The sequence below is a fragment of the Egibacter rhizosphaerae genome (assembly GCF_004322855.1).
GTDB classification, from domain to species: domain Bacteria; phylum Actinomycetota; class Nitriliruptoria; order Euzebyales; family Egibacteraceae; genus Egibacter; species Egibacter rhizosphaerae.
Window position 1 is genome coordinate 177,774 of record NZ_CP036402.1, and the last position, 21,764, is coordinate 199,537.

At 72.9% G+C, this 21,764-nt stretch carries 22 protein-coding genes; 11 read left to right on the forward strand and 11 right to left on the reverse strand.

Features of this window, described 5'->3' with window-relative positions; genetic code table 11:
* Positions 1-5: 5 nt before the first annotated feature.
* The 3 genes from dtd to ER308_RS00740 are packed head-to-tail and all read right to left on the reverse strand — an operon-like array spanning position 6 to position 1,866.
* The gene (dtd, locus tag ER308_RS00730; protein ID WP_131153238.1) at positions 6-458 is read right to left on the reverse strand and encodes a D-aminoacyl-tRNA deacylase; all 453 of its coding nucleotides are present in this window, start codon (positions 456-458) and stop codon (positions 6-8) included.
* Positions 446-1,312: a helical backbone metal receptor gene (locus ER308_RS00735; RefSeq protein ID WP_131153239.1), complete on the reverse strand. Its 867-nt coding sequence runs from the start codon at positions 1,310-1,312 to the stop codon at positions 446-448. Before ER308_RS00735 ends, dtd begins: the two co-directional genes overlap by 13 nt.
* The gene (locus ER308_RS00740) at positions 1,309-1,866 is read right to left on the reverse strand and encodes a cob(I)yrinic acid a,c-diamide adenosyltransferase (RefSeq protein ID WP_131153240.1); all 558 of its coding nucleotides are present in this window, start codon (positions 1,864-1,866) and stop codon (positions 1,309-1,311) included. Before ER308_RS00740 ends, ER308_RS00735 begins: the two co-directional genes overlap by 4 nt.
* A gap of 213 nt (positions 1,867-2,079) precedes the next feature.
* Between ER308_RS00740 and ER308_RS00745 the strand changes: the two genes are divergently transcribed.
* Complete coding sequence (locus tag ER308_RS00745; protein ID WP_131153241.1) at positions 2,080-2,316, forward strand: hypothetical protein; 237 nt, start codon at positions 2,080-2,082, stop codon at positions 2,314-2,316.
* Complete coding sequence (locus ER308_RS00750; RefSeq protein WP_131153242.1) at positions 2,294-3,700, forward strand: anthranilate synthase component I family protein; 1,407 nt, start codon at positions 2,294-2,296, stop codon at positions 3,698-3,700. The genes ER308_RS00745 and ER308_RS00750 overlap by 23 nt, the downstream gene beginning before the upstream one ends.
* Here ER308_RS00750 and npdG read toward each other — a convergent pair.
* Positions 3,697-4,404 carry an NADPH-dependent F420 reductase gene (npdG, locus tag ER308_RS00755; protein WP_131153243.1) on the reverse strand — a complete coding sequence of 236 codons (708 nt, stop codon included), beginning with the start codon at positions 4,402-4,404 and terminating at the stop codon, positions 3,697-3,699. The genes ER308_RS00750 and npdG overlap by 4 nt on opposite strands.
* Positions 4,401-6,338: an ATP-dependent zinc metalloprotease FtsH gene (ftsH, locus tag ER308_RS00760; protein WP_165491701.1), complete on the reverse strand. Its 1,938-nt coding sequence runs from the start codon at positions 6,336-6,338 to the stop codon at positions 4,401-4,403. The genes npdG and ftsH overlap by 4 nt, the downstream gene beginning before the upstream one ends.
* Before the next feature lie 334 nt (positions 6,339-6,672).
* On the opposite strand from ftsH, the gene ER308_RS21225 reads away from it, so the two are divergent.
* The gene (locus ER308_RS21225) at positions 6,673-8,289 is read left to right on the forward strand and encodes a hypothetical protein (protein ID WP_165491702.1); all 1,617 of its coding nucleotides are present in this window, start codon (positions 6,673-6,675) and stop codon (positions 8,287-8,289) included.
* Here ER308_RS21225 and ER308_RS00770 read toward each other — a convergent pair.
* Entirely contained in the window at positions 8,286-9,107 is an 822-nt protein-coding gene (locus ER308_RS00770) for an IclR family transcriptional regulator (protein ID WP_131153245.1), read from the reverse strand. The two genes, ER308_RS21225 and ER308_RS00770, sit on opposite strands and share 4 nt — an antisense overlap.
* 163 nt (positions 9,108-9,270) lie before the next feature.
* On the opposite strand from ER308_RS00770, the gene ER308_RS00775 reads away from it, so the two are divergent.
* Together ER308_RS00775 and ER308_RS00780 are read left to right on the forward strand one after the other, a co-directional pair.
* Positions 9,271-9,855: an ATP-dependent Clp protease proteolytic subunit gene (locus ER308_RS00775; protein ID WP_338029778.1), complete on the forward strand. Its 585-nt coding sequence runs from the start codon at positions 9,271-9,273 to the stop codon at positions 9,853-9,855.
* Positions 9,856-9,891: 36 nt separating this feature from the next.
* Entirely contained in the window at positions 9,892-10,254 is a 363-nt protein-coding gene (locus ER308_RS00780) for a hypothetical protein (protein ID WP_131153246.1), read from the forward strand.
* Between the two features lie 9 nt (positions 10,255-10,263).
* On the opposite strand, the gene mutM is transcribed toward ER308_RS00780, so the two are convergent.
* On the reverse strand, positions 10,264-11,148 hold the full coding sequence (gene mutM / locus ER308_RS00785) for a bifunctional DNA-formamidopyrimidine glycosylase/DNA-(apurinic or apyrimidinic site) lyase (protein ID WP_205745810.1): 885 nt from the start codon (positions 11,146-11,148) through the stop codon (positions 10,264-10,266).
* Between the two features lie 185 nt (positions 11,149-11,333).
* Between mutM and ER308_RS00790 the strand changes: the two genes are divergently transcribed.
* Both ER308_RS00790 and ER308_RS00795 read left to right on the forward strand, forming a co-directional pair.
* Complete coding sequence (locus ER308_RS00790; RefSeq protein ID WP_131153247.1) at positions 11,334-11,828, forward strand: hypothetical protein; 495 nt, start codon at positions 11,334-11,336, stop codon at positions 11,826-11,828.
* A 104-nt stretch (positions 11,829-11,932) separates the two neighbouring features.
* The gene (locus ER308_RS00795; protein ID WP_131153248.1) at positions 11,933-13,540 is read left to right on the forward strand and encodes a hypothetical protein; all 1,608 of its coding nucleotides are present in this window, start codon (positions 11,933-11,935) and stop codon (positions 13,538-13,540) included.
* Between the two features lie 89 nt (positions 13,541-13,629).
* On the opposite strand, the gene ER308_RS00800 is transcribed toward ER308_RS00795, so the two are convergent.
* Positions 13,630-14,394 carry a 3-hydroxyacyl-CoA dehydrogenase gene (locus ER308_RS00800; protein WP_131153249.1) on the reverse strand — a complete coding sequence of 255 codons (765 nt, stop codon included), beginning with the start codon at positions 14,392-14,394 and terminating at the stop codon, positions 13,630-13,632.
* A gap of 138 nt (positions 14,395-14,532) precedes the next feature.
* Here ER308_RS00800 and ER308_RS00805 point away from each other — a divergent pair, with 138 nt between their 5' ends.
* Positions 14,533-15,951: a class II 3-deoxy-7-phosphoheptulonate synthase gene (locus tag ER308_RS00805; RefSeq protein ID WP_131153250.1), complete on the forward strand. Its 1,419-nt coding sequence runs from the start codon at positions 14,533-14,535 to the stop codon at positions 15,949-15,951.
* A 22-nt stretch (positions 15,952-15,973) separates the two neighbouring features.
* Here ER308_RS00805 and ER308_RS00810 read toward each other — a convergent pair whose 3' ends face one another.
* The gene (locus ER308_RS00810; RefSeq protein ID WP_131153251.1) at positions 15,974-17,209 is read right to left on the reverse strand and encodes a MarP family serine protease; all 1,236 of its coding nucleotides are present in this window, start codon (positions 17,207-17,209) and stop codon (positions 15,974-15,976) included.
* A gap of 77 nt (positions 17,210-17,286) precedes the next feature.
* Positions 17,287-17,829: a hypothetical protein gene (locus ER308_RS00815; RefSeq protein ID WP_131153252.1), complete on the reverse strand. Its 543-nt coding sequence runs from the start codon at positions 17,827-17,829 to the stop codon at positions 17,287-17,289.
* 91 nt (positions 17,830-17,920) lie between these two features.
* Here ER308_RS00815 and serB point away from each other — a divergent pair, with 91 nt between their 5' ends.
* A complete protein-coding gene (gene serB, locus ER308_RS00820; RefSeq protein WP_131153253.1) occupies positions 17,921-19,159 on the forward strand; it encodes a phosphoserine phosphatase SerB in 1,239 nt (412 codons plus the stop codon).
* Between the two features lie 37 nt (positions 19,160-19,196).
* Here the strand turns inward: serB and ER308_RS00825 are convergent, their stop codons facing one another.
* Positions 19,197-19,682, reverse strand: coding sequence for a Dps family protein (locus tag ER308_RS00825; protein WP_131153254.1), 486 nt, complete (start codon positions 19,680-19,682; stop codon positions 19,197-19,199).
* 318 nt (positions 19,683-20,000) lie between these two features.
* On the opposite strand from ER308_RS00825, the gene ER308_RS00830 reads away from it, so the two are divergent.
* Both ER308_RS00830 and ER308_RS00835 read left to right on the forward strand, forming a co-directional pair.
* On the forward strand, positions 20,001-21,188 hold the full coding sequence (locus ER308_RS00830) for a pyridoxal phosphate-dependent aminotransferase (RefSeq protein WP_131156837.1): 1,188 nt from the start codon (positions 20,001-20,003) through the stop codon (positions 21,186-21,188).
* 76 nt (positions 21,189-21,264) lie between these two features.
* Positions 21,265-21,741 (forward strand): YbhB/YbcL family Raf kinase inhibitor-like protein, encoded by a 477-nt coding sequence (locus ER308_RS00835; protein ID WP_131153255.1) that lies wholly within the window; start codon positions 21,265-21,267, stop codon positions 21,739-21,741.
* Positions 21,742-21,764: the final 23 nt, after the last annotated feature.

Here is a 21,764-nt window from a genome sequence, read left to right on the forward strand (position 1 = left end):
CGAGGTCAAGGACCTTCGCGCTCGCCGTCCTCGCTGCGAAGGAGCAGGGTGACCGGACCGTCGGCGGCGAGGTCAACGGTCATGTACGCCCCGAACCGACCGGTCGCGACGGGGACCGAGAGCGCCGCGCAGTACGCGTCGTAGAGCTCCTCGCCCTGCTCGGGCCCCGCGGCCGCGGTGAACGAAGGACGCCGCCCCTTGCGGGTGTCGCCGTACAGCGTGAACTGCGAAACGGCCAGGATCCCGCCTCCGAGCTCCACCACCGATCGGGCCATGCGGCCGCCCTCGCCGGGGAACACGCGCAGTTGTTCGGTCTTGGCGGCCAGCCAGCGCGCATCCTCGACCGTGGACCGCTGGCCGACGCCGACCAGGACGGCGAGACCAGGGCCGATGGAGCCGGTGATCTCACCGTCCGCGGACACCGCCGCCCGGGTCACGCGCTGGATCACCAGGCGCATGGTGACGCCGAGTCGGCCGCCGACGGGGTGTCGGCACACCGGGTGCCGCGATGCCGACCGACGTCTGCCACCACCCCGGTGAGCTCGCGCAGGCCCGCGGCCGTGCGGGGGCCGTGCCACGTCAGCGCCTCGCCATCGACGAACCGTGCCGCGCACCCGCCGGTGAGCTCGGCCACCGCATCGAGATCCTCGGTGCCGAACGCGTAGGGCTCGCTGGGCAGCAACACGACGTCCGGCGCGGCGGCGGCAACGCGCTCCCGATCGACCCGTGGCCAGCGCTCGTCGCCCTCGACGACCTCGGTGAGTGCGTTACGCAGCCCCGCGGCGTGCAGCAGATCGCTCGAGTAGGTGTCGGGGCCGGCGGCGATCCACGGCTTCCGCCAGACCAGGAGCAGGACGCGGGGCCAGGCTCCGGCGCTCGGCGCGTCGGCGAGTGCCCGTTCGAGCTCGGCGGCGAGCGGCTCCGCGTCGATGCCGAGCGCCTCCCCCACCCCGCGCATCATCGCGGGCACGTCCGCCACACGACGCGGGAACGTCTCGTGGACCGCGATGCCCTCGGCCCGCAGCCGCTCGAGATCGCCGGAGCGGTTCTCCTCGGTGTTCGCGAGGACGAGGTCGGGCCGTAACGCCACCGTTCGGGCAAGGTGCGGCGTCTTCGTCCCCGCGAGTCGGGCGACCCCGGCGGGGGCCCCGTGTCGACACCAGTCGGTCACCCCGACCAGGCGCGGGCCCGCACCGAGCCGGGCCGCGAGGTCGGTCAGGCTGGGCACGAGCGAGACGACGCGTTCGGGCTGCCCCGCACCGGCGCGGGTGTACCCGGCGGCGTCGGCGCTGTCGCCTGCCGGGCCGCTCACCGGTCTCGCGTGGGGGTGTGGGCGCCTCCCTCGACCGCGCGGGCGAGCACGAAGAGGTAGTCGGACAGCCGGTTCAGGTAGCGCAACGCGACGTCGTCGGGGAGGATCTCCGCTCGATACATGGCGCTCACCTGGCGCTCGGCCCGCCGCACCACCGTGCGCGCCAGGTCGATCGCGGCACCGGCACGGCTCCCACCGGGGACCGTGAACTCCTGGGGGAGCGGGTAGCGGTCGGTGGTCTCGTCGATCCGCGCTTCCAGCGTCTCGACCATGGAATCGGTGCAGCGCGACACGCCCGGCTCCAGACGGCCCCAGTTGCTGGGATCGGTCGCGAGCTGCGCGCCGACGACGAAAAGCTCACGTTGGAGTTCGAGCACCCGTTCGTGCCACTCCCGCTGCGCATCGGTGGCGAGCTCGGCGCGCGCCAAGCCCAACGCGCTGACGGCTTCGTCGGTCGTGCCGTACGCGTCGGTGCGGGCATCGTGCTTGTCGACGCGGCCACCGAACAAGAGTCCCGTGGTGCCGTCGTCCCCGCGGCGTGTGTATAGCTTCACGCGACGCTCCTGACGGGTCGGGTCCACGTCGTGAAGTCTAGACCGCCGCCCGTCGACATCCGTCCGCCCGGTGGCTTCCCCCCGGTCTCGGGCTGCAGTACGCTGTGGCCTGGAACCTCAGGGGGCCGGGGGTTCCATCCTGGGGGGCCGGCGCCGACCTGCCGCGAACCCTCCGATCGATCCGCAGAAGCGTCCGACCGTCGAGGGGCTGCCGTGACCGAAACCGCCCGCCGCCACTTCCGAGTCCTCACCCGCACGCGCGGCGGCTCCGCAGGCGGAACGATGTACGACGTGCAGTTGCAGGCCCAGGACACCGGCAACCTGCTGTGGGCGCAGACGTTCAGCCACCAGGCGGAGGCGGAGGCGTACGAGGCGACCGTCACCGGCGACCTCGAGACCCTCGACGACGCCACGTTCCGGCGCAAGTATGGCGTCCCCACCCACCACTGAGGCCCGGGTCCACTCCCGACGTCAGCGGACCTCGGCGACACCGCTCGACCTGGCCGGCCTCGCGGGTCGCCGCGACACCGCTGCGGTCGTGCGCCGCGGCTGGACCCTCGTCGTCGGCGAGCCACTCGCTCGGCTCGCGAGCGCGCCCGCGCTCGACGCACTCGCCGAGACGGTCGGTTGGCGCGACACACCCGGTCCCGACGAACCGCCCTTCCATGGCGGGGCCGTCGGCGCGATCGCCGAGCACGCCGGCGATGCCTGGCTCGACCTGCCGCCGGACCCGAGGCCGCCGGTCGCCGGCCTCGAGGCCCTGTCCTTCGGTGTCTACGACACGGCCGCGTGCTGGCCCCCCGACGGTGAGGAGGTCACGCTCGTCGCCGCCGACGTGCCGGGGTACAGCCGTGAGCCAGTCGAGGACCGGCTGGACCGCTTGGCCGCCCAGCTCGACGAGGCCGCCCGGCGTCCACACGCCCGTCAGTCCCCGAGCGTGCGGGGGGAGGCGGCCCGCTGCTCCCTCGACCGCGAGGCCCACCGAGCCGCCGTCGAGCGCGCGCAGCAATGGATCTCCGCGGGCGACCTGTACCAGCTGAACCTGACGCTGCAGATCGCGGTGCCGTGGCCCGCGCCGCCGATCGACCTCGCGCACCGCCTGTGGCACGCGAACCCCCACGCGGCACACGCGGCGTGGCTCGACCTCGGCGGTGCCCAGGTGGCGTCGGTCTCACCCGAGACGTTCCTGCGCACCGAGGGCGATGTCGTGTGGGTCCGCCCCATCAAGGGCACGCGTCCGCGCCACGACGACCCCGCCTCCGACGCCGGGGCCGCCGACGAGCTGCTCGCCAGCGCGAAGGACCACGCCGAACACGTCATGATCGTCGATCTCGAGCGCAACGATCTCGGGCGGGTGTGCGCCACCGGTTCGGTGCGGGTGCCAGAGCTCGCGGCCCTCGAGTCGCACCCCACGGTGTGGCACCTCACCTCGACGGTGCGGGGGCGCCTCGCCCGACGGGTCGGCGTGGCCGACCTCCTCGCGGCGCTGTTCCCGTGCGGGTCGGTGACCGGCGCGCCGAAACGGATGGCCGTCGCGCGCACCCGCCTGCTGGAACCCACCCGGCGCGGGGTCTACTGCGGCGCGATCGGGACGCTCTCGCGGGGCGGGCTCGAGCTGAGCGTCGGGATCCGCACCGCGACGATCGCACGCGGGGTCGCACGCTACGGAGCGGGCGGGGGCATCGTCGCCGACAGCGATCCTGCCGCCGAGCACGAGGAGGCCATGGACAAGGCCGCCGCGTTCGCGCGGGCGACCGGCGCCCGGCTGCCGAGGGCGGCCTCGCCGAGGGGCCCTCCGGCGCTCCCCCTGCGTCCCGCGGCCGCCGGGTCCTAGGCGTCCGCGCCGAGCTTGTCGTCCGGGATGCCCGACAGCCGCAGGCTGCTGTTCACCCGATAGCGCTTGTTCACGGCGACGAGCAGAGCGGTCATGTCCTCGACGGGGCCCGTGAGACGCAGCGGCCCGGCGTGGACCGGGCGCATCCCCGGGATCGCGCTCGCGAGCGCGGCGACCTGTTCGCGGGCGGTCTGGTCGTCACCGGTCAGCACGACGTCGGTCTCGACCGGACCGTCGAGCTTGCGCAGCTTGACCGCGGAGACGTTCTGGAACGCACCGACCACGCGGGCCTCGGGCACGAGCTGCTGGCACTCCTCCGCGGCCGAGCCGGCCGGGACACGCTGCGGGAAGGGCCCCGCGTCGTCGAAGCCGATCGCGTTCACGCAATTCACGACGATCTTGCCCGACAACCGGTCGGCGAGCGGCGGCAACGTCTTCGCCTGCGCCTCCTGGGGCAGCACCACCACGACGAGGTCACACTCGGCCGCGCCCGCGTTGTCGGTGCCCACGATCGGGTGGGGCAGCTCCCCCTCACGGCCGGCCTCCGCGATCACGGACCGCACCGACTCGGCGGCCTCCGCGCCCTTCTCGGCGGTGCGGGACCCGATCACACAGCGATGGCCCGCCAGCGCCAGCCGCACGCCGAGGCCCCGACCCTGAGGACCCGTGCCGCCCACGAACCCGATCGACGACAGGGCGCTCACGCCATCCCCGCCCGCTCCTCGCGGTCGTCGGACCGCTCATCGTCATCGGGGCCCTGCCCGTTGCGCGAGCCACCCATCGCCTCCCAGGTGCTGCCCGGGACGGCGCTGCCCCGCAGCAGCTCCTCGGCGAGCTCCTCGGACACGCCGCGGCGCACCGCCTCGAGAGCCTCCTCGCCAGACAACGTCTCGCGCTCGACCAGCTCAGCGGCCATCTCGTCGAGCCCCCCTCGGAGCTGGCGGAACTTCTCGACCACCTCGTCGAGCGAGGTCCGAAGAATGCGGGTCACCTCGGCGTCGATCGCCTCGGCGGTCTTCTCCGAGTGCTCCGACCCGCGCGCGAGCTCCTCGCCCAGGAAGACCTGCTGCTGGTCCCCGTACCCCACCGGCCCGACCGCGTCGCTCATCCCGTACTCACGGACGATCGCCCGTGCGAGCCGCGTGGCCTGGACGAGGTCGTGCTGCCCACCCGTGGTCGGCTGGCCGAGCACCACCAGCTCCGCGGCTCGGCCGCCGAGCATGACCTTGAGGCGCGCGTCGAGGTAGCTGCGCAGGTAGATGTGGCGCTCGTCGATGGGCAGCTGCTCGGTGACACCGAGGGCCATGCCGGTCGGCAGGCACGTCAGCTTGTAGACCGGGTCGGCCTCCTCCTCGATGAAGGCCGCGAGCGCGTGGCCCCCCTCGTGGTACGCGACCGCCCGCTTCTCCTGCTCGTCGAGCCGGACGCTCGACCGCTCCCGCCCGATCGTCTGGCGCTCGCGAGCGGCCTCGATGTCCGACATGCGGATGACCTCGCTGTCGTTGCGCACCGCGATGAGCGCGGCCTCGTTGATGAGGTTCTGCAGGTCGGCGCCGGCCATGCCGGGGGTTCCGCGGGCGATCACCTCGCGGTCGACGGTGTCGTCGATCGGCTTGCCCTTGAGGTGTACGTCGAGGATCTCGATGCGCTCCTCGAGCGTGGGCAACGGGATGGTCACCTGCCGATCGAAGCGGCCGGGGCGCAGCAGCGCGGGGTCGAGGACGTCGGGCCGGTTCGTGGCGCCCATGATCACGACGCCCTCGCTGCCCTCGAACCCGTCGATCTCGCCCAGCATCTGGTTCAGGGTCTGCTCCCGCTCGTCGTGACCGCCACCGAGGCCCGCTCCTCGTTTACGCCCGATCGAGTCGAGCTCGTCGATGAAGATGATGCAGGGCGCGTGCTCGCGGGCGGTCTTGAACATGTCACGGACGCGGCTGGCGCCGACGCCGACGAACATCTCCATGAAGTCCGAGCCGGTCACGGAGATGAACGGGACACCGGCCTCCCCGGCGACCGCCTTGGCGAGCAGCGTCTTCCCGGTCCCGGGCGGACCGACCATCAGCATGCCCTTGGGGATGTTCGCGCCGGCGGCCCGGAAGCGCTCGGGCTCGCGCAGGAAGGCGACGGTCTCCTCGATCTCCTGCTTGACCTCCTTGTACCCGGCGACGTCGCTGAAGCGGGTGGTGGGTTCGTGCGGTTTGTGGACCTTCGCCTTCGACTTGCCGACGTTGCCGAGCCCTCCCATCTGGCCCTTGGCCTGACGGTTCAGGTACCAGAAGAAGAGGACGAAGAGCAGCAGCGGGAAGAGGAAGAACAGCAGGAGCGTGAAGCCCCCGTCGGTCTCGACCTCGGCGTCGAGCTCGACGTCGTTCTCGACGAGGAAGTCCTCGATGCCGTCCCGGCCCACCACGAGCTCGGGCGGCACGACCGTGGAGAACGTGCCCCGCTCCTCGTCGACGAACTCGCCCTCGACCGACTGGCCCGTGAAGGTCGCGGACTCGACCTCACCGCTCTCCACCTCGTCGACGAACTCCTGGTACGTGATCCGGTCGTCGGGCTGCAGGGTCGCGAACGCGATCAACAGGATCGCGATCAGCGACACCGCGACCAGCAGCCGGATACGGGTGTTGCGATCCACTCCGGGGGCCTCGATCCGTCGGGGACGGGGACGCGGGGGCATCTCGCCTGTCGGGAAGTCCGGCAGTCCGATGATACTTCCCGTCGGACGTTCAGCGCGCGGCGTGACACGGGCACGCGCGCCGTGACCACCGGTGTACCCGCGCGGGCTGCACCGTACCCAGTGAGCCGGCGCCCCGCCGCGGGATGGCGCCGGCGGTCGGCCGCACCTTCGCAGAAAATCCGCCGGAGATCGCGGCTCGGTCCTCTACGCTGGGAGCACGGTCCGACGCGCGTGGCACCAGTGGCCACCGTCGGCCTCCGGGGACGTCGTCGAGGATGGGGAGAGGATTCGCGTGTCGGTCGACCAGGCAAGCCCCAGTACGGGCGCCGAGATCGCGCGCCGGGATCATCGTCGCAGCACCCAGGCCGAGCTGCGGGCCGCGCTCCTGGCCGGCGACCCCCTCGCGCTGGCGGAGGTCTATCACCGCACCGCATCGGCCGCGCACGCCGTCGCCCAGCGACTGATGGGCCATGGGCAGGAGGAGGAACTCCTCGTCGAGGTCTACACGGACCTCTGGAGGAACGTGCCGCACGACGCGCCCCTCGAGGCCTGGGTCCGCAGTCGCTGTTTCGTCGCCGGGCGCGAGCGCCTGCAGGCCGAGGGACGGCCGGCCGCGTCGCCCACCGCCGGGTTGCTCCTGCGCGACACCCCCGACCCGCCGCCTCCCGAGGCGCCGGTCGAACGGGACGTGAACGCGCTGGACGACGACGCGCTCCGAGCGCTGTTGCTCGCCCACGACCGAGGCGTGCCGACCGAGAACCAGCGGCTCGACACCGCGGGCGAGGACCTCACGCGCGCCCTGGTGCAGCTGTCCGGCGAGGAGGTCGAGCACGGCGAGTGCGACGAGCCGTTGCTGGCCGACTGGTCGCTGGGGCTCCTCGGCGACACCGAGGCGGGACGCGCGGGCGCGGCCGCGGGTCGCCGCCGGTGCCGGGAGCTCGTCCGGGCGATGCGGCGGGGTCGCCGGCGTCTCGAGGGACTACCGCCGACCCCGGACCTGGGCCATCGCGTGCTGGTGCGGGCGCTCGCCGCACGCGAGCCGAGCACCCCGGCGCCCGAGGAGCTCGTGCCGGAGGCGGGGGTCGACCGAGCGGCCGATGACCCGGCGGCGTCGGCGGGGGTGTCCGCCGCCGGAGCCAGCGCGCCCGACGCGTCGACCGCCCCGTCTGCGGTGGGCGAACCGGACTCGGTGCTCGAGATCTCGCTACCGGAGGCTGATCCGCCGCCCCCACGGGCCGAGCGCGAGGTGGCGCACGATCAGGGCACTGAGCCCGAGCCCGCCGCGACACCGGCACCGGAGCAGGCGACCTCCGGGCTCACGACCGCACCGGAGGGGCACCCGCCGCTCACCGAGACGTCGGACGAACCGGCCGACCGGCAGGCCCCGAGCTCACCGCCACCCCCGGCGTCGCGCACGGCCGCACCGGATCCGGGACCGCTGGCCGATGAGACCCCGGCCTACGAGCCCGCGGCCGACGCTGCTCCCGAACCGACGGCCGAACCTGCCCACGAACCCTCCCCAGAACCCCCGGCCGAAACCGCGGCCGAACCTGCCCACGAAGCCGCGGCCGAGCCCACCGGGCAACCAGCGCCGGACGCCGCCGGCGAACCGTGGGCGAAGCGGGTCGACGACGGCCTCCCCTCGACGGCCGAGGAGCCGGCCGAGGAGCCGGCCGAGGAGCCGCTGTCCCCGCGGGGCAACGGTTGGGGCACCTCGCGTTCGCCGATGCCCATCTCGTCGCGTGAGGAGACGACCGAGCTCGCGTGGCAGAGCCCGGGCGGGACCGAGCCGGAGGCCCGCGGGCGGGGCCGCCTCGCCACGGCCTTTCTCACGATCCTGGGAGCGCTGTTGTTGTTCGCCGCCGGCGGGGTCGTCGCCCTCGTCGCGATCCGGTTCCTGATGGGCTAGGTCTGGCGTGGCCGCACCGGGACGGCGGCGTTGCCCGTGCCGCGCCCGTCGCCGGCACCATCACCGGCATGCTCGGTCCGCCGTGCCGCGCTCCCGGCGCGGCTCTCGCCGTCGGCGAGCCGTCTCGAGACCTCGTCGGCCAGCGCACGCACGCTCGGACCGAGCGCGCCCGCATCGGGCAGACGGGTCGCGGGGGCGACGATCCCGACACTGGCCGCGACCGTCCCGTCGGCCTCGCGGATGGGTGCGGCCACCCCGACGATCCCGCCCTCCAGATCGCCCTCGGCGACTGCGTACCCGTTGGGCAGCTCCGGGCTCGCGCTCTCGAACGCGGCCAACGCCGGATCCCCGTCCTCGAGGGAGCCCAGCACCGCCTTGCCGTGAGCGCCCCGATCGAGCGGGTGCCGCAAGCCGACGTGATAGCCGATGCGAGCGGAGCGTCCGGGGGGCTCGACACGGTCGACCACCACGGCGTGGTCCCGGTCCCGCACCGCCAGGCACACGGCCTCCCGACACTGCTCCATGAGCGCGCGCATCCCGGGCCGGGCGTGCCGGCGCACCGGCAGCCCACGGGCCGCACCCGCGCCCAACGCAACGAGCGCGACCCCGAGGCGGAACCGCAGGGAGTCGTTGTCGCGTACCGCCAGCCCCTCTTCACAGAGCGTGGTCAACAAGCGGTACAGAACGGCCCGGTCGAGTCCCGTGCGGTCCGCGAGTTGCGCGACGGTCAGCCCTTCGGGATCGGTTCCGAGCGCGCTCAGGACCGTGAGGCCCCGGGACAGCGTCCGGGATCCGCCTCCAGAGGATCCCGCGTCCATCACATCCCCCTACTCGTCCCCGTCACCCGGGCGTCCTCGACCTCGTGCAGTCTTTCCGCGTGAGCCCACGGGCGTCAAGCCGCCGGGGCCAATGGCCCTGCTAGGCTGTGGGGTCTGCCCCGCGCGACGAGGAGGGCCGTGTGCTGGAAAGGGACGCTTCACGATGACGATGTACCGCGCCGCGGACGACGAGATCCCCTTCGAGAACCTTGCCAGCGCGAGCGTATTCCATCGGCTCTACGAGAACCGGATCCTCTACCTCAAGGGACCCATCGAGGACACGGTCGCCGACACTCTCGTGGCACAGCTCATGTCGCTCGACGCCGAGTCCGACAAGGACATCACCCTCTACATCAACTCCCCCGGAGGGCTGGTCTCGGGGATGTTCGCCGTCTATGACGTGATGCACATCATGAACGCCAAGGTGAACACCGTCTGCGTGGGCGTCGCGGCGTCGGCGGCGGCGTTCCTGCTGGCTACGGGGACCGGGACGCGGGCGGCCACCCCGAACGCGCGGATCATGTTCCACCAGCCGCTCGGCGGTGCCCGCGGCCAGAACATCGACATCCAGATCCAGGCGAAGCAGATCGTCTACCTGCGCGAGCGCCTCTACGAGATCCTCGCCGAGCGCACGGGTCAGTCGCTCGAGACGATCCGCAGGGACGCCGACCGCGATTTCTGGCTCTCGGCCGAGGAGGCCGTCGACTACGGCGCGATCGACGAGGTCCGCACCCGCGGCGGCGTCTAGCCTGCGTCACTCAGCACCGTCACGGAGGGTCCCGCAATGATCCGCCTCACCCAAGGGCTCGGCGTGCTGCTTATCGCGCTCGGCCTGGCCGGTTACACGCTCGGCGAGACCCAGCACTGGACCGCGCTGCTGCCCGCGGGCCTCGGCGCCGTCGTCCTCGTGCTGGGCATCGTGGCCGCGCTCGTCTCCGCTCACCAGCACTTCGTCCACGCCGCGCTCGTCCTCGCCCTGCTCGGCGCGCTCGGCTCGTTGCGCCAGGTGGGTGCCCTCGTCACCGGGGACACCGGCATCGCGCCGGTCGTGGGCACGCTCGCGGCCGTGGCCTGTGCCGTGTACGTGGGCCTCGGGATCCGGTCGTTCGTCGCGGCACGCAAGGCCCGGGAGCAATCCGGCGTCTGAGCGGTCCCGCTAGCGGCGCTGGCAGCGGGGGCAGTAGGTCGTCCCGCGTCCACCGAGCGTGATCTTGCGGAGTGGATCGCCGCAGCGGGGACACGGCTTCCCCTCCTGGCCGTAGGCGACGAGGAAGTCGGCGTTGCGGCCCGACTCGCCGTTGACCATCCGGTAGTCGCGGAACGTCGTGCCTTCCCGCTCGATCGCCTCGGTCAGGACCTCCCGCAGCGCCCGCCACAACCGCTGTGCCCGCGCCGGCCCGACTCGCCGGGCCCGCGGGTTGATCCGGGCTCGCCAGAGCGCCTCGTCGGCGTAGATGTTGCCGACGCCCGCGACGAGCCGCTGGTTCAGGAGCAGCGTCTTCACCGGCGCCCGCGAGCGGGCGAGCGCGCGAGCGAACACCTCGGCGTCGAAGTCGTCCGAGAGCGGCTCCGGGCCGAGCGCCGCGAGCGTGGCGATCCCGTCGTAGTGCCCGGCCGGAACGACGGTGAGCCTGCCGAATCGGCGAACGTCGCGGAAGTCGAGCACCCCGTCGTCGAGGGTGAAGGTCGCGCGCACATAGGCATCGGGCGTCCACGCGGTGCCGCCGACCGGCGCGGGCTCGCCCCGGAACCGGAACGATCCCGTCATCCCGAGGTGCATCACGAGCTCACGATCGACCGTGCCCGTGGGAGCCCCCGAGAGGTGAGCGAGCAGGTACTTGCCGCGGCGCCGCACGTCGAGCACCCGCGTGCCGCCGACCCGCTCCAGCCCCTCGAAGCGGTCCTGTGACTCGTAGGTCACGTCCAGCACCGACCGGCCGACCAGGCGCGGCGCGAGCTGGCGGCGGACGCTCTCGACCTCGGGAAGTTCGGGCACGTCCCCATAATCGCGCAGCGGCTGGCAGCGGGCCGGAAACGGCACGTGGGACTCCGGTGGGCCCAGCCGTCATCGACTCCGGTGGGGCCCAGCCGTCACCCGTCCTCACCCCCCGACACGCCGCGACGGATGGTCGAACACCGGACGACAGGGACTAGACCGGGTAGCCCACCCGGGGGACCCGACCAAATGCCCCTCAGACTACGGAGCGTTATGCCGACACTCCGGACATGAGCGGTAGGACGGCTCCACGAGGGACCGGCAAGAAGACGACAGGACAGGAAATGATCGTGGTGGAGGTCGGGGGCGAGGTGTGGGGGACGGCGCAAGAACCGGTTCCGGCCGGCACAGCCATCACGGGGGTCCCTGCCGCCGCTCCCTCGGCCGCCGACGACATCGTCACGTTCCTGGAGGCCCGCCGGCAGGAGCTGGACGCCTGCCTGCAGGGCAGCGGCTGCGACCCACCCGTGCCGCCGCACCAGGGATGGCTGACGGTGACGCGAGCGGCTCGAGCCGTCGGGGGCGATGATCTCGCGAACGCCGTCGCGGAGCTCTACGCGCTGCACGGGCGATTGCGGGCCATCCTGGAACGGGGACCCGACGCGAACCTGCCCGCCGAGGTCGTCACGCGCCTCGAGGAGCTCCGTCGACGCGAGCTGCTGACGCACACCTCGCGGACGATCGCCGCGGTCCGGCGGCCGCGTTCCGAACCCGTCGCGGACTGAACGCAACGCCCGGCGCGGCGGGCCGGCCGTCACGACCGGATCGACAACATCGCCCGGGTGGGAGAGCATCGGGGCCGCACGTTCGCCCAATCGCCGAGGTCACGGTGCCCGAGCCCGACGAAGCCCCCGCCTCCGCCTCCGCCGGCGCCCGTCCGGCCCGCGATGAGCAACACGAGCACCACGAGCAACCGGGCGCCGAGCAGGGTGTCGCGATCCCCCGCACCGATGGACGCCGCAGCACGCGCGGCGCGGGGCGGGCGGTGTTCGCGGCGGCGGCCTCGGCAGTCGACGCCGAGCTCGCCGAGTCCATCCGCGCCGAGCGCGACTGGCGCCGCCGCTATCACCGGCACGCCCGCCGGCTGGTCGCTCGGGAGACGCTGCGGGCCGACGATCTCGTCGCGGTCGCACGCGCCGGACTCGCCGAGGCCCACGAGCGGTTCGAGTTCCTGCCGCCGGAACAGCCGGACGGGCCGGACGGGAGCGTCCCCCTGGCGGAGGCCGCGTCGCTGCCCCCGCGCCGGCCGCTGCACGACGTCGAGGTGCACGGGCAGAGCGTTGGCACCTCCGAGGCGGTGGTGCCGTACCGGGGAGGCCGGCTGCGCGGCGACTCGCTGTTCGCGCAGCTCGGCCACTGGGTGGACGAGGGCACGGTGGAGCCGTCCCTGGCTGAAGCCGTGCGTACCGTCGTGCGCCAGCCCGACTGGCGTGACCTGTCGGACGTGACCATCGTGGCCCTGGGCGCCGGTGCGGAGCTGAGCCCGGTGTGGTGGCTGTCGCAGTGGGGCGCCACCGTGCTCCCGATCGACCTCCCGGGGGCCGGTCGCTGGGAGGGGCTGCTCGCCACTCTGCACGAGGGGCGGGGGCGCGGCGTGGTCCCGACGCGCGGGCCTTCCGAGGGCGGCGCCGGCGACCACGCGCTCGCCGACCGGGCCGGAGCCGATCTCACCACCGACCTGCCCGAGCTGTGTGCGTGGGTCCGCGACCGACCCGGACCGCTCGTGGTGCTCAACACCGTGTACGCCGACGGGCCGGATCACATCCGGGCAGCACTCGCCGCGGACGCTCTGACCGCACACCTCACCGGGATCCGCGAGGACGTCGCGGTCGCGCACTTCGTGACCCCCACCGACGCGTTCGCGGCCCCCGAGGAGGCCGTGGCCCACGCCCGTCGCCGCTTCCGTGCCCGTGGGGCGCGAGGGCGCGCCCAGAACCTCGCGCGCGGCGTCTCGCGAGGTCGGACGTTCGCTCCCAACTACCCCGAGACGATGACCAGCAGCGAGGGCTGGGCGTTCGGGATCGCGGACACGATCATCCCTCAGCAGGGCGCGAGCTACCTGCTCGCCAAGCGCGTGCAGCGCTGGCGGGCGCTCACCGCCGCGGAGGACGGCCGCGTCGTGTCCGCGAACGTGGCCGCCCCGACGGCCACGCGCTCGGTGACCAAGAACCGCGCCCTCGCCACCGCGTACCGGGGCGCCCCGGCATTCGGGATCGAGATCTTCGAGCCGGCGACCACCACCGCGCTGCAGTCCCTGCTGCTCGTGCACGACCTGCGCCACGAGGCCGCCGCGGGCCAGCCCGAGCGCGTGCTCGCCCACCCCGCCGAACTCTTCACCGAGGCCGCGAACCACGCGGGCCTCTGGCGAAACCCGTTCGATCCACGATCGGTGCTCGGGTTCGCCCTGCTGCGGGGCCTGGTCAGCCGCGGGCGATAGCCACCGGCACGGCGTACCCGAGCCCGTTCGCCGGATCCTCGCCGGACCGGGGAGGTCACCTGCCCTGGGAGGTCACCTGCCCTGGGAGGTCACCGGGGAGCCATCCGCAGTGCCCCGTCGAGACGGACCGTCTCCCCGTTGAGCATCGGGTTCGTCGCGATGTGTTCGACCAGGGCGGCGTACTCCTCCGGTGCCCCGAGCCGCCGGGGATGCGGCACCTGCTCGCCGAGCGACGCCTGCGCGTCCTCGGGCAGCCCCGCGAGCAGCGGCGTGCGGAACAGTCCCGGCGCGATCGTGCACACGCGGATCAGCCGGCCCGCGAGGTCCCGGGCGGCCGGCAGCGTGAGCGACACGATGCCGCCCTTCGAGGCGGCGTAGGCGATCTGGCCGATCTGGCCCTCGTACGCGGCGACCGACGCGGTGTTGACGATGATGCCGCGCTCCGGCGTGTCCTCCCCGACCGGAGGGAGCGCGGCCATGGCCTCCGCCGCGAGTCGCAGCACGTTGAACGTGCCGACCAGGTTCACCCCCACCACCTGCTCGAACTGCTCCAGCGGGTGGACTCCCTCCTTGCCGAGCACGCGCGCCGGTGGGCCGATGCCCGCACAGTTGACCGCCAGTCGCAGCTCACCCTCACCGCGCGCGGTCGCGACGGCATCCCGGACCTGCTCCTCGTCGGTCACGTCGGCGCCGACGAAGACACCGTCGAGTTCCTGCGCCACCTCGGGACCGTCGCCGTCGGGGAGGTCGAGCACCACGACCCGGCAGCCACGCGCGGCCAGCCGTTCGGCCGTCGCGCGTCCGAGCCCCGACGCGCCTCCGGTCACGAGCGCGACCGTTCCCTCGATCTCCATCGCGAGTGCTCCCGTCGATCGGTCGGCCGAGTCGCGCACGCAGGCTACCGGTGCACAGCGAGGTTGCGCCCCGGGCGGCCACCGGAAGCATCGACCCGCGGAATTGCAGGCGGTCGCGCGGGTCGCCACCATGCTGGTATGCATCCCACGATCGCTCCACTCCGCGACGAAGGTGCCGGCGGTGGTGTCGCCCCGCCGGTCGACGACCGGACCTGGACGCCCTCCTCCTGGCGCGCACGGCCCGCGTGGCAGCAGCCCACGTGGCCGGACGGCGACGCGCTCGCCGCGACGTCGGGCGAGTTGTCCGCGCTGCCGCCGCTGGTCTTCGCCGGCGAGGCCCGCGCGCTGCGGAGCCAACTGGCAGCCGTGGGACGGGGCGAGGCCTTCCTGCTGCAGGGCGGCGATTGTGCCGAGACGTTCGCGGCGTTCGGTGCCGACGCGATCCGCGACAAGCTGAAGGTCCTGCTGCAGATGGCCGTGGCACTCACGTACGGCGCACAGCTCCCCGTCGTGAAGGTCGGCCGCATCGCCGGCCAGTTCGCGAAGCCGCGCTCGGGGGACACCGAGACCCGCGACGGGGTGGAGCTGCCGGTCTACCGGGGCGACGCCGTGAACGCGCTCGAGTTCAGCGAGGAGGCCCGCACCCCGGACCCGCACCGCCTGGTGCAGGTGTACCACCAGGCCGCGGCGACGCTGAACCTGCTCCGCGCGTTCACACGCGGCGGGTTCGCGGATCTCGAGCGCGTGCAGCAGTGGAACCAGCAGTTCGTCGCCGAGAGCCCTCAGGGCCGGCGGTACGAGCAGCTGGCCGAGGAGATCACGCGCGCGCTGGCCTTCCTGAAGGCCTGCGGTGTCGACGTCGAGAACGATCCCACGTTCCACACCGTGGACTTCTGGACCAGCCACGAGGCCCTGCTGCTCGAGTACGAGGAGGCACTCACCCGCCGCGACTCCCTCACCGGCCAGTGGTACGACTGCTCGGCGCACATGCTCTGGATCGGTGAGCGCACCCGCCAGCTCGACGGGGCGCACGTCGAGTTCCTGTCGGGCGTTGGCAACCCCATCGGCGTGAAGCTCGGTCCGAAGAGCACCGTCGACGAGGTCGAGGAGCTGGCCGCGCGGCTGAACCCCGAGGGCGAGTTGGGGCGCCTCACCCTGATCAGCCGCATGGGCGCGCAACACGCAGGCGATCGTCTGCCCGAGCTCGTGCGGGCGGTGCGCGACCGCGGCCTGCCGGTGGTCTGGTCCTGCGACCCCATGCACGGGAACACGTTCACCAGCGACAACGGCTTCAAGACCCGCCACTTCGAGGACGTGCTCACCGAGACCCGCACGTTCTTCGCGGTCCACGCCGAGGAGGGGACGGTCCCGGGAGGCATCCACGTGGAGCTGACCGGCGAGGACGTGACCGAGTGCCTCGGTGGCGCGCAGGAGATCGTCGACGGTCAGCTGGGCACGCGGTACGAGAGCGCGTGTGACCCGCGACTCAACAACCGACAGGCGCTGGAAATGGCCTTCCAGGTCGCCGAGCTCCTGCGGACCGACGAGTCCGGCTAACGAGCCCGGCTAACGAGCCCGGCTAACGACCGACGGGCAGCGGTGCCGGGGCGCCCTGCACCGGCGAGCTCTCGGCGACTCGGCAGTCCCCGGTGCTGACCCCGTCCGGACGGTCGACCGCCCGGGCGACCGCGTCGCGGACGCTCTCGGCCGAGAGCGCGTAGCCGTGGCCCTCCTGCGCCGTGGAGGCCGCGAAGACCACCCCGCCGACCCTGCCCTCGCGGGTGACGAACGGGCCGCCCGAGTCGCCACGTTCGACACCGGCGGTGACGGTCAGGACCTCGCGGGTCGCCGGATCGTCACCGTAGATGTCGCGTCCGATCATGCTCTGCCGTGTCGAGACCGTCGCCGAGCGGGTGATGAGGTCTCGGGACCCGCCGGCGAACCCGAGCGTCGCCCCCGTCGTCTCGCGCTCCGCGGGCTCCTCCACCCACGGGACCCCGGGGGCGTCGAGGTCGGGGACGCGCAGCACGGCGAGATCGGTGGCAGGGTCGAACGCCACCGCCGTCGCCTCGTGGGTGCCTCCGACTCCGGCCACGCTCACGTCGTCGCCGCCGGCGATCACGTGGGCGTTCGTGACGACGTGGCCGGCCACCGTCACGAAGCCCGACCCTTGGCTCGTCCTCCCGCAACCCTGCGACTCGACGCGCACGACGCTGTCCGCGGCGGCGTCGACCGCGGCCCGCACGTCGCCGTCCTCGGGGTCGTCGACGGGCGGCCCCACCGGTGCACCGATCCCGGTGCTGACCTGGGGAAAGCCCCGCGAGTCGAGGAAGGTACCCGCGCGGTTGACGACGTCGGGTGGATCCGGCAGGGCGTCGTCGAGCCGCGTGAGCACCTCCGAGCCCTGGATCTGTGCGGCGATCGACTGGCTCGGTCCCTGCGTGAGCGCGCTGGCCAGCAACCACGCCGCGATCAACACCCCGGCCACGGCGACGCCGAGCCCGAGCAGCGAGTCGACCGGGCCGATCCCGATGCGCGCCGCCCCGCGACGAAGGCGGGCGCCGAGCATCGCTCCCACGGTCTGTCCGAGGAGGAAGGCCAGCAGCACCCCGACCAGCGTCAGGGCCGCCAGCCCGACCCCCGGCTCCACCGCGAACCGGCTGGCCAGCGACGGCGCGTAGGCCGCCCCGAGCACCACGCCACCGACGGCACCGACGAACGTCGCGATCTGCGCGAGGGCGCCGCGCCGCCAACCCGAGAACGCGGCGAACAGGACCACGAGGGCCAGGATCAGGTCGAGGATGTTCGGGTCCACGCTGCCAGCTTGCCAGCCTCTCCGGCCCCTTCCGCGTCACAATCCGCCCGACCGGTCACCGACCGTTGTGGGATCGTCTAGATCAGGCGGCGAATCTCCCCGTCGCTGGCGCGCAGCACGGCCCGCGCGGCCTCGTGCAGCGCGGAATGGTGGCGGCGGAACGCCTCGATCCGGTCCCCCGCGGCCCCGGCCTCCGCCGGCTCGCCCTCGCCCTCGCCCCCCTCGCCGTCGTGGCCGCCCGCCGGGTCGATGGGGTCCTCGTCGAGCTCGGCGAGCGCGGCGTCCCAGTCCGTCTCCGCGGCGGCGTTGCGCAGGTGCATCGAGGGGGCCTGGAGCAGCGCCCGCTCGAGGTCCTGGATCACCGTGAGGACGACGTCGGTGGTCGTCACGACGCCGGGGGTGGTCAGCAGGTGCAGCGCCTGCAGCTTGCGCATCGCCATGGCCATGACGTACTGCGGATCGCTGAGCTCGCTCACCGCGGAGTCCACCGCCCGGAGGTCGATCGTGACCTCGTCGGGCACGTCGAACCAGTCCCGCAACGTATCGAACAGCTCCTCGGCGGCGACACGCGCCGCGAGCAGCTCTCGGGGCTTGGGCAACTCCTCGGCCTCGTCCGTCATGGCCACAAAGGCTAGCCGGTGCACCGGCCGCTCCGCCGGGCACCCCCGCGTGGATCTGTGGGCACGCCGGAAGCCGCTAGGGTTGCGCGCCATGGACGACACCAATGCTTTGCTCATCACCGTGACCGGACAGGACCGCCCCGGCATCGCCGCACGGCTGTGCGCGACCCTCGCGGACCGGGGTGCCCGCATCCTCGACATCGAGCAAACCGCGATCCACGGGCGCTTGCTGCTTGGACTGCTCGTCTCGTGCGGCCAGGACGAGACCGCCACACGGGTCGCCCTCACCGAGACGGCGGACGAGCTCGGAGTCGGCCTCGAGTTCGAGACGGTGCCGGGACGGCCCCGTGACGAGTCCGAGCGGCACCACGTCGTCGTGCTGGGTCAACCGCTGCCGTCGGGCTCGTTGGCGGCGGTGTCGGCCTCACTGGCCCAGTGCGGCGCGAACATCGATCGGATCGTGCGCCTGTCGCGCTACCCGATCATGAGTGTGGAGCTGCAGGTCGCCGGGGGCGACGGCGCCCAGCTGCGGGACGCGCTCGCGGCCACCGCGGCCGGAGAGCGGATCGACGTCGCGGTTCAGGAGGCCTCGCTGTACCGGCGGGCCAAGCGGCTGATCGTGATGGACGTCGACTCGACCCTCGTGCAGGGCGAGGTGATCGAGGAGTTGGCGGCGCTGGTGGACCAACGCGAGGCGGTCGCCCGCGTGACCGAGCGCGCCATGACGGGCGAGCTCGACTTCGAGGCCTCGTTGCGCGAGCGGGTCGCGCTCCTCGAGGGGGTGGACGCGTCGGCCCTCGAGACGGTCCGCGACCAGCTGCGCCTCACGCCGGGCGCTCGGACCGTCACGCGCACGCTCAAGCGCCTCGGCTTCGAGCTCGCGATCGTGTCCGGTGGGTTCACCCAGGTGACCGACCAGCTCGTCACCGAGCTCGGGCTGGACTACTCGCGCGCGAACACGCTGGAGATCGTTGACGGCCGCCTCACGGGGCGGCTCGTCGGGCCGATCATCGATCGCGCCGCCAAGGCACGAGCCCTCGAGGACTTCGCGTCCAGCGCCGGCGTCCCGATCAGCCAGACCGTCGCCGTCGGCGACGGGGCCAACGACCTCGGCATGCTCGGCCGCGCTGGGCTGGGCATCGCCTTCAACGCGAAGCCGGTCGTCGCAGCCGCGGCGGACACCCGTGTCAGCGTGCCCTATCTGGACGCGATCCTGTCGATCCTGGGCATCGCACGGGACGAGGTCGAGGCCGCCGACGCCCAGGACGGTCCCGGGAGCCATGGAGGACCGACGCTCGCGACGGCCACGGCCGCCACGGCGACACGATAGGTGCGCACGTGCCGTGGCCGTGCCCCGTCCGAAACGACTAGCCGCGGCCGTCGTCGAGGTGGGCCCGCACGAACCACTGCTGCATCTCGAGCTTCTCTGCCTGACCGATGAGCATGTCCTGGCTCACCAGATCGAGGTCCTCCAACTCGTGGATGGCGGCCCGGTGGTCGCCGATCACGCCGGAGTAGACGCTGTCAAGTTCGGCGAGGTGCCGCGAGGCGTCGGCGCGGTTCAGGGAGTACTCCTCCCACGTTCGGTGGTGCGCGACGAAGCCCGGGGTGCCGACCGGCTCGGCCCCCAGGGTCGCGATACGTTCGGCGAGGGCGTCGGACATCTGTCGCGTCGCGTCGACCCACGGATCCAACATCTCGTGCACGCTGGCGAAGTTGGGGCCCACGACGTTCCAGTGGACGTGCTTGAGGGTGAGCTGCAGATCGATCGTGGCCGTGAGGCGCCCCTGGAGCAGTTGCGCAACCTTCGCCCCGGTGTCCGCGTCCAGGCCCGGCACGGTATAGCGACCCATCGTGATGCACTCCTTCTCGTCGAGATCCGGCGGTGTCGGGTGTTCGCGGTCGAGTCGGGACGAACGCAGCGAGCAGATCCCGGACGGGACCGCGATTCGCGATGTCGCGGCGTGTACCTTCCCGTTCGAGCGGAGGGCGACACGACGGCGGTCCGGGGATCCCTGGCCACTCGTGCGCCCCCCGCTTGACGGTGGCCGGTGGCGGCCCGAGCATGACCGAGCACAGGACGCAGACTCATGACAAGCACATCCCGAACGACCCAGGGCACCGCGGGGACGGCGGCAGGAGGCGGGGGTGACGCCGCGCGTACCCCTGCGCTGAGTTCGCGTGTGGCGGGCCTGACCGAGTCCGCGACGCTGGCCATCACCGCGAAGGCCAAGGCGCTGCGTGCCGACGGCGCCGACGTGATCGGCTTCGGCGCCGGGGAGCCCGATGCCCACACCCCCACCCACATCGTCGAGGCGGCGCAGGCGGCGGCAGCCGACCCCGCGACCCACCGGTACTCGGCGGCGGGTGGGCTGCCGGAGCTGAAGGCGGCCATCGCCGCCGACACCGAGCGCCACGGGGGGAGGCCGACGCAGCCCGCGGAGGTGCTCGTCACCAACGGGGGTAAGCACGCGCTGTACGCGGTCTTCCAGACGCTCCTCGACCCCGGTGACGAGGCCCTCCTGCCCGCTCCCTACTGGGTGAGCTACCCCGAACAGATCCGCCTCGCGGGGGCGACCCCCGTGGAACTTCCGGCGAGTGCCGACGCGGGCTACCGCGTGACCGTCGAACAGCTCGACGCCGCCGTGACCGACCGCACCAAGCTGCTGATCTTCAATTCCCCGGCAAACCCGACCGGCGCGGTCTACCCGCCGGACGAGGTGTCCGCGATCGGACGCTGGGCACTCGATCGGGGCATCTGGGTCGTCTGCGACGAGATCTACGAGCATCTCGTCTATGGAGACGCGCAACACGCCTCGATGGTCACCCAGGTGCCCGAACTGTCCGACCAGTGCATCCTCGCCAACGGGGTCGCGAAGACGTACGCGATGACCGGGTGGCGCGTGGGCTGGGCCATCGCGCCCCAGCCGGTCAGCGCGGCGATGGGCCGCCTGCAGAGCCACACGACCTCCAACGTCGCGAACATCGCGCAACACGCCGCCATCGCCGCGCTGAACGGCCCCCGCGACGAGGTGGAGCGCATGCGTGCGACCTTCGACCGGCGGCGCCGCCTCGCCTACGAGCGGTTGCGCGACCTGCCGGGGTTGACCTGCCCGCTGCCCGAGGGCGCCTTCTACGTCTTCCCCTCGGTCGAGGGCCTGCTCGGCACCGAGGTCGCGGGCCGGCGTGTCGACACCTCGCTCGACCTCTGCGAGGTCCTGCTCGACACGGCACGGGTGGCGCTCGTCCCCGGCGAGGGCTTCGGGGCGCCCGGACACGTTCGCCTGTCCTACGCCCTCGGCGACGACGACCTCGAGCGAGGCCTCGACCGGATCCGCGACCTGTTGACCCGAGCCTAGGGAACCGACCCAGCCCGTACCCCGTGCCCACGTCCGATCGCTCCCCGGCCGACCCAACCAGGAGGACCGCACCCCTATGGCCGCCTTCCGGCTCACGAGCCCGGCCTTCGACGACGCCGGCCCCATCCCCGACGCCCACACGGGCTGGGGCGAGGACCGCAGCCCGCCCCTGCAGTGGGAGGGAGTGCCCGAGGGGACGCAGGAGCTCGTGCTCGTGTGCGAGGATCCCGATGCGGACGAGGGGGTGCTGACCCACTGGCTCGCCTACGGCATCCCCCCCGACGTCGACGGCCTCCCGGAGGGCCTGCCACGCAGCGCGGTCATCCAGGAGCCCGTGGAGGTCGTGCAGGGCCTCAACGAGTTCGGTGAAGTCGGGTACGTGGGTCCCCAGCGCGAGGAGGCCGAGGATCGCGGGCCGCACCGGTACTTCTTCCGGCTGCACGCCCTCGACGTGGAACTGCTCGACGTGCCGCCGGGCGTGACCCGCGAGGAGCTGCGGGCCTCGGCGAAGGGTCACGTGATCGAGTCCACCGAGTTCGTGGGCATCGCCTGATGGCCGCTCCGCAACCGGTGCCC

Excerpts from the sequence above, each read along its gene's own strand:
- dtd (WP_131153238.1), bottom strand. The coding sequence starts at position 458 with ATGCGCCTGGTGATCCAGCGCGTGACCCGGGCGGCGGTGTCCGCGGAC.
- ER308_RS00750 (WP_131153242.1), top strand. The coding sequence starts at position 2,294 with ATGGCGTCCCCACCCACCACTGAGGCCCGGGTCCACTCCCGACGTCAG.
- ER308_RS00770 (WP_131153245.1), bottom strand. The coding sequence starts at position 9,107 with ATGGACGCGGGATCCTCTGGAGGCGGATCCCGGACGCTGTCCCGGGGC.
- ER308_RS00775 (WP_338029778.1), top strand. The coding sequence starts at position 9,271 with ATGACGATGTACCGCGCCGCGGACGACGAGATCCCCTTCGAGAACCTT.
- ER308_RS00780 (WP_131153246.1), top strand. The coding sequence starts at position 9,892 with ATGATCCGCCTCACCCAAGGGCTCGGCGTGCTGCTTATCGCGCTCGGC.
- ER308_RS00790 (WP_131153247.1), top strand. The coding sequence starts at position 11,334 with ATGAGCGGTAGGACGGCTCCACGAGGGACCGGCAAGAAGACGACAGGA.
- ER308_RS00800 (WP_131153249.1), bottom strand. The coding sequence starts at position 14,394 with ATGGAGATCGAGGGAACGGTCGCGCTCGTGACCGGAGGCGCGTCGGGG.
- ER308_RS00805 (WP_131153250.1), top strand. The coding sequence starts at position 14,533 with ATGCATCCCACGATCGCTCCACTCCGCGACGAAGGTGCCGGCGGTGGT.
- ER308_RS00815 (WP_131153252.1), bottom strand. The coding sequence starts at position 17,829 with ATGACGGACGAGGCCGAGGAGTTGCCCAAGCCCCGAGAGCTGCTCGCG.
- serB (WP_131153253.1), top strand. The coding sequence starts at position 17,921 with ATGGACGACACCAATGCTTTGCTCATCACCGTGACCGGACAGGACCGC.
- ER308_RS00825 (WP_131153254.1), bottom strand. The coding sequence starts at position 19,682 with ATGGGTCGCTATACCGTGCCGGGCCTGGACGCGGACACCGGGGCGAAG.
- ER308_RS00835 (WP_131153255.1), top strand. The coding sequence starts at position 21,265 with ATGGCCGCCTTCCGGCTCACGAGCCCGGCCTTCGACGACGCCGGCCCC.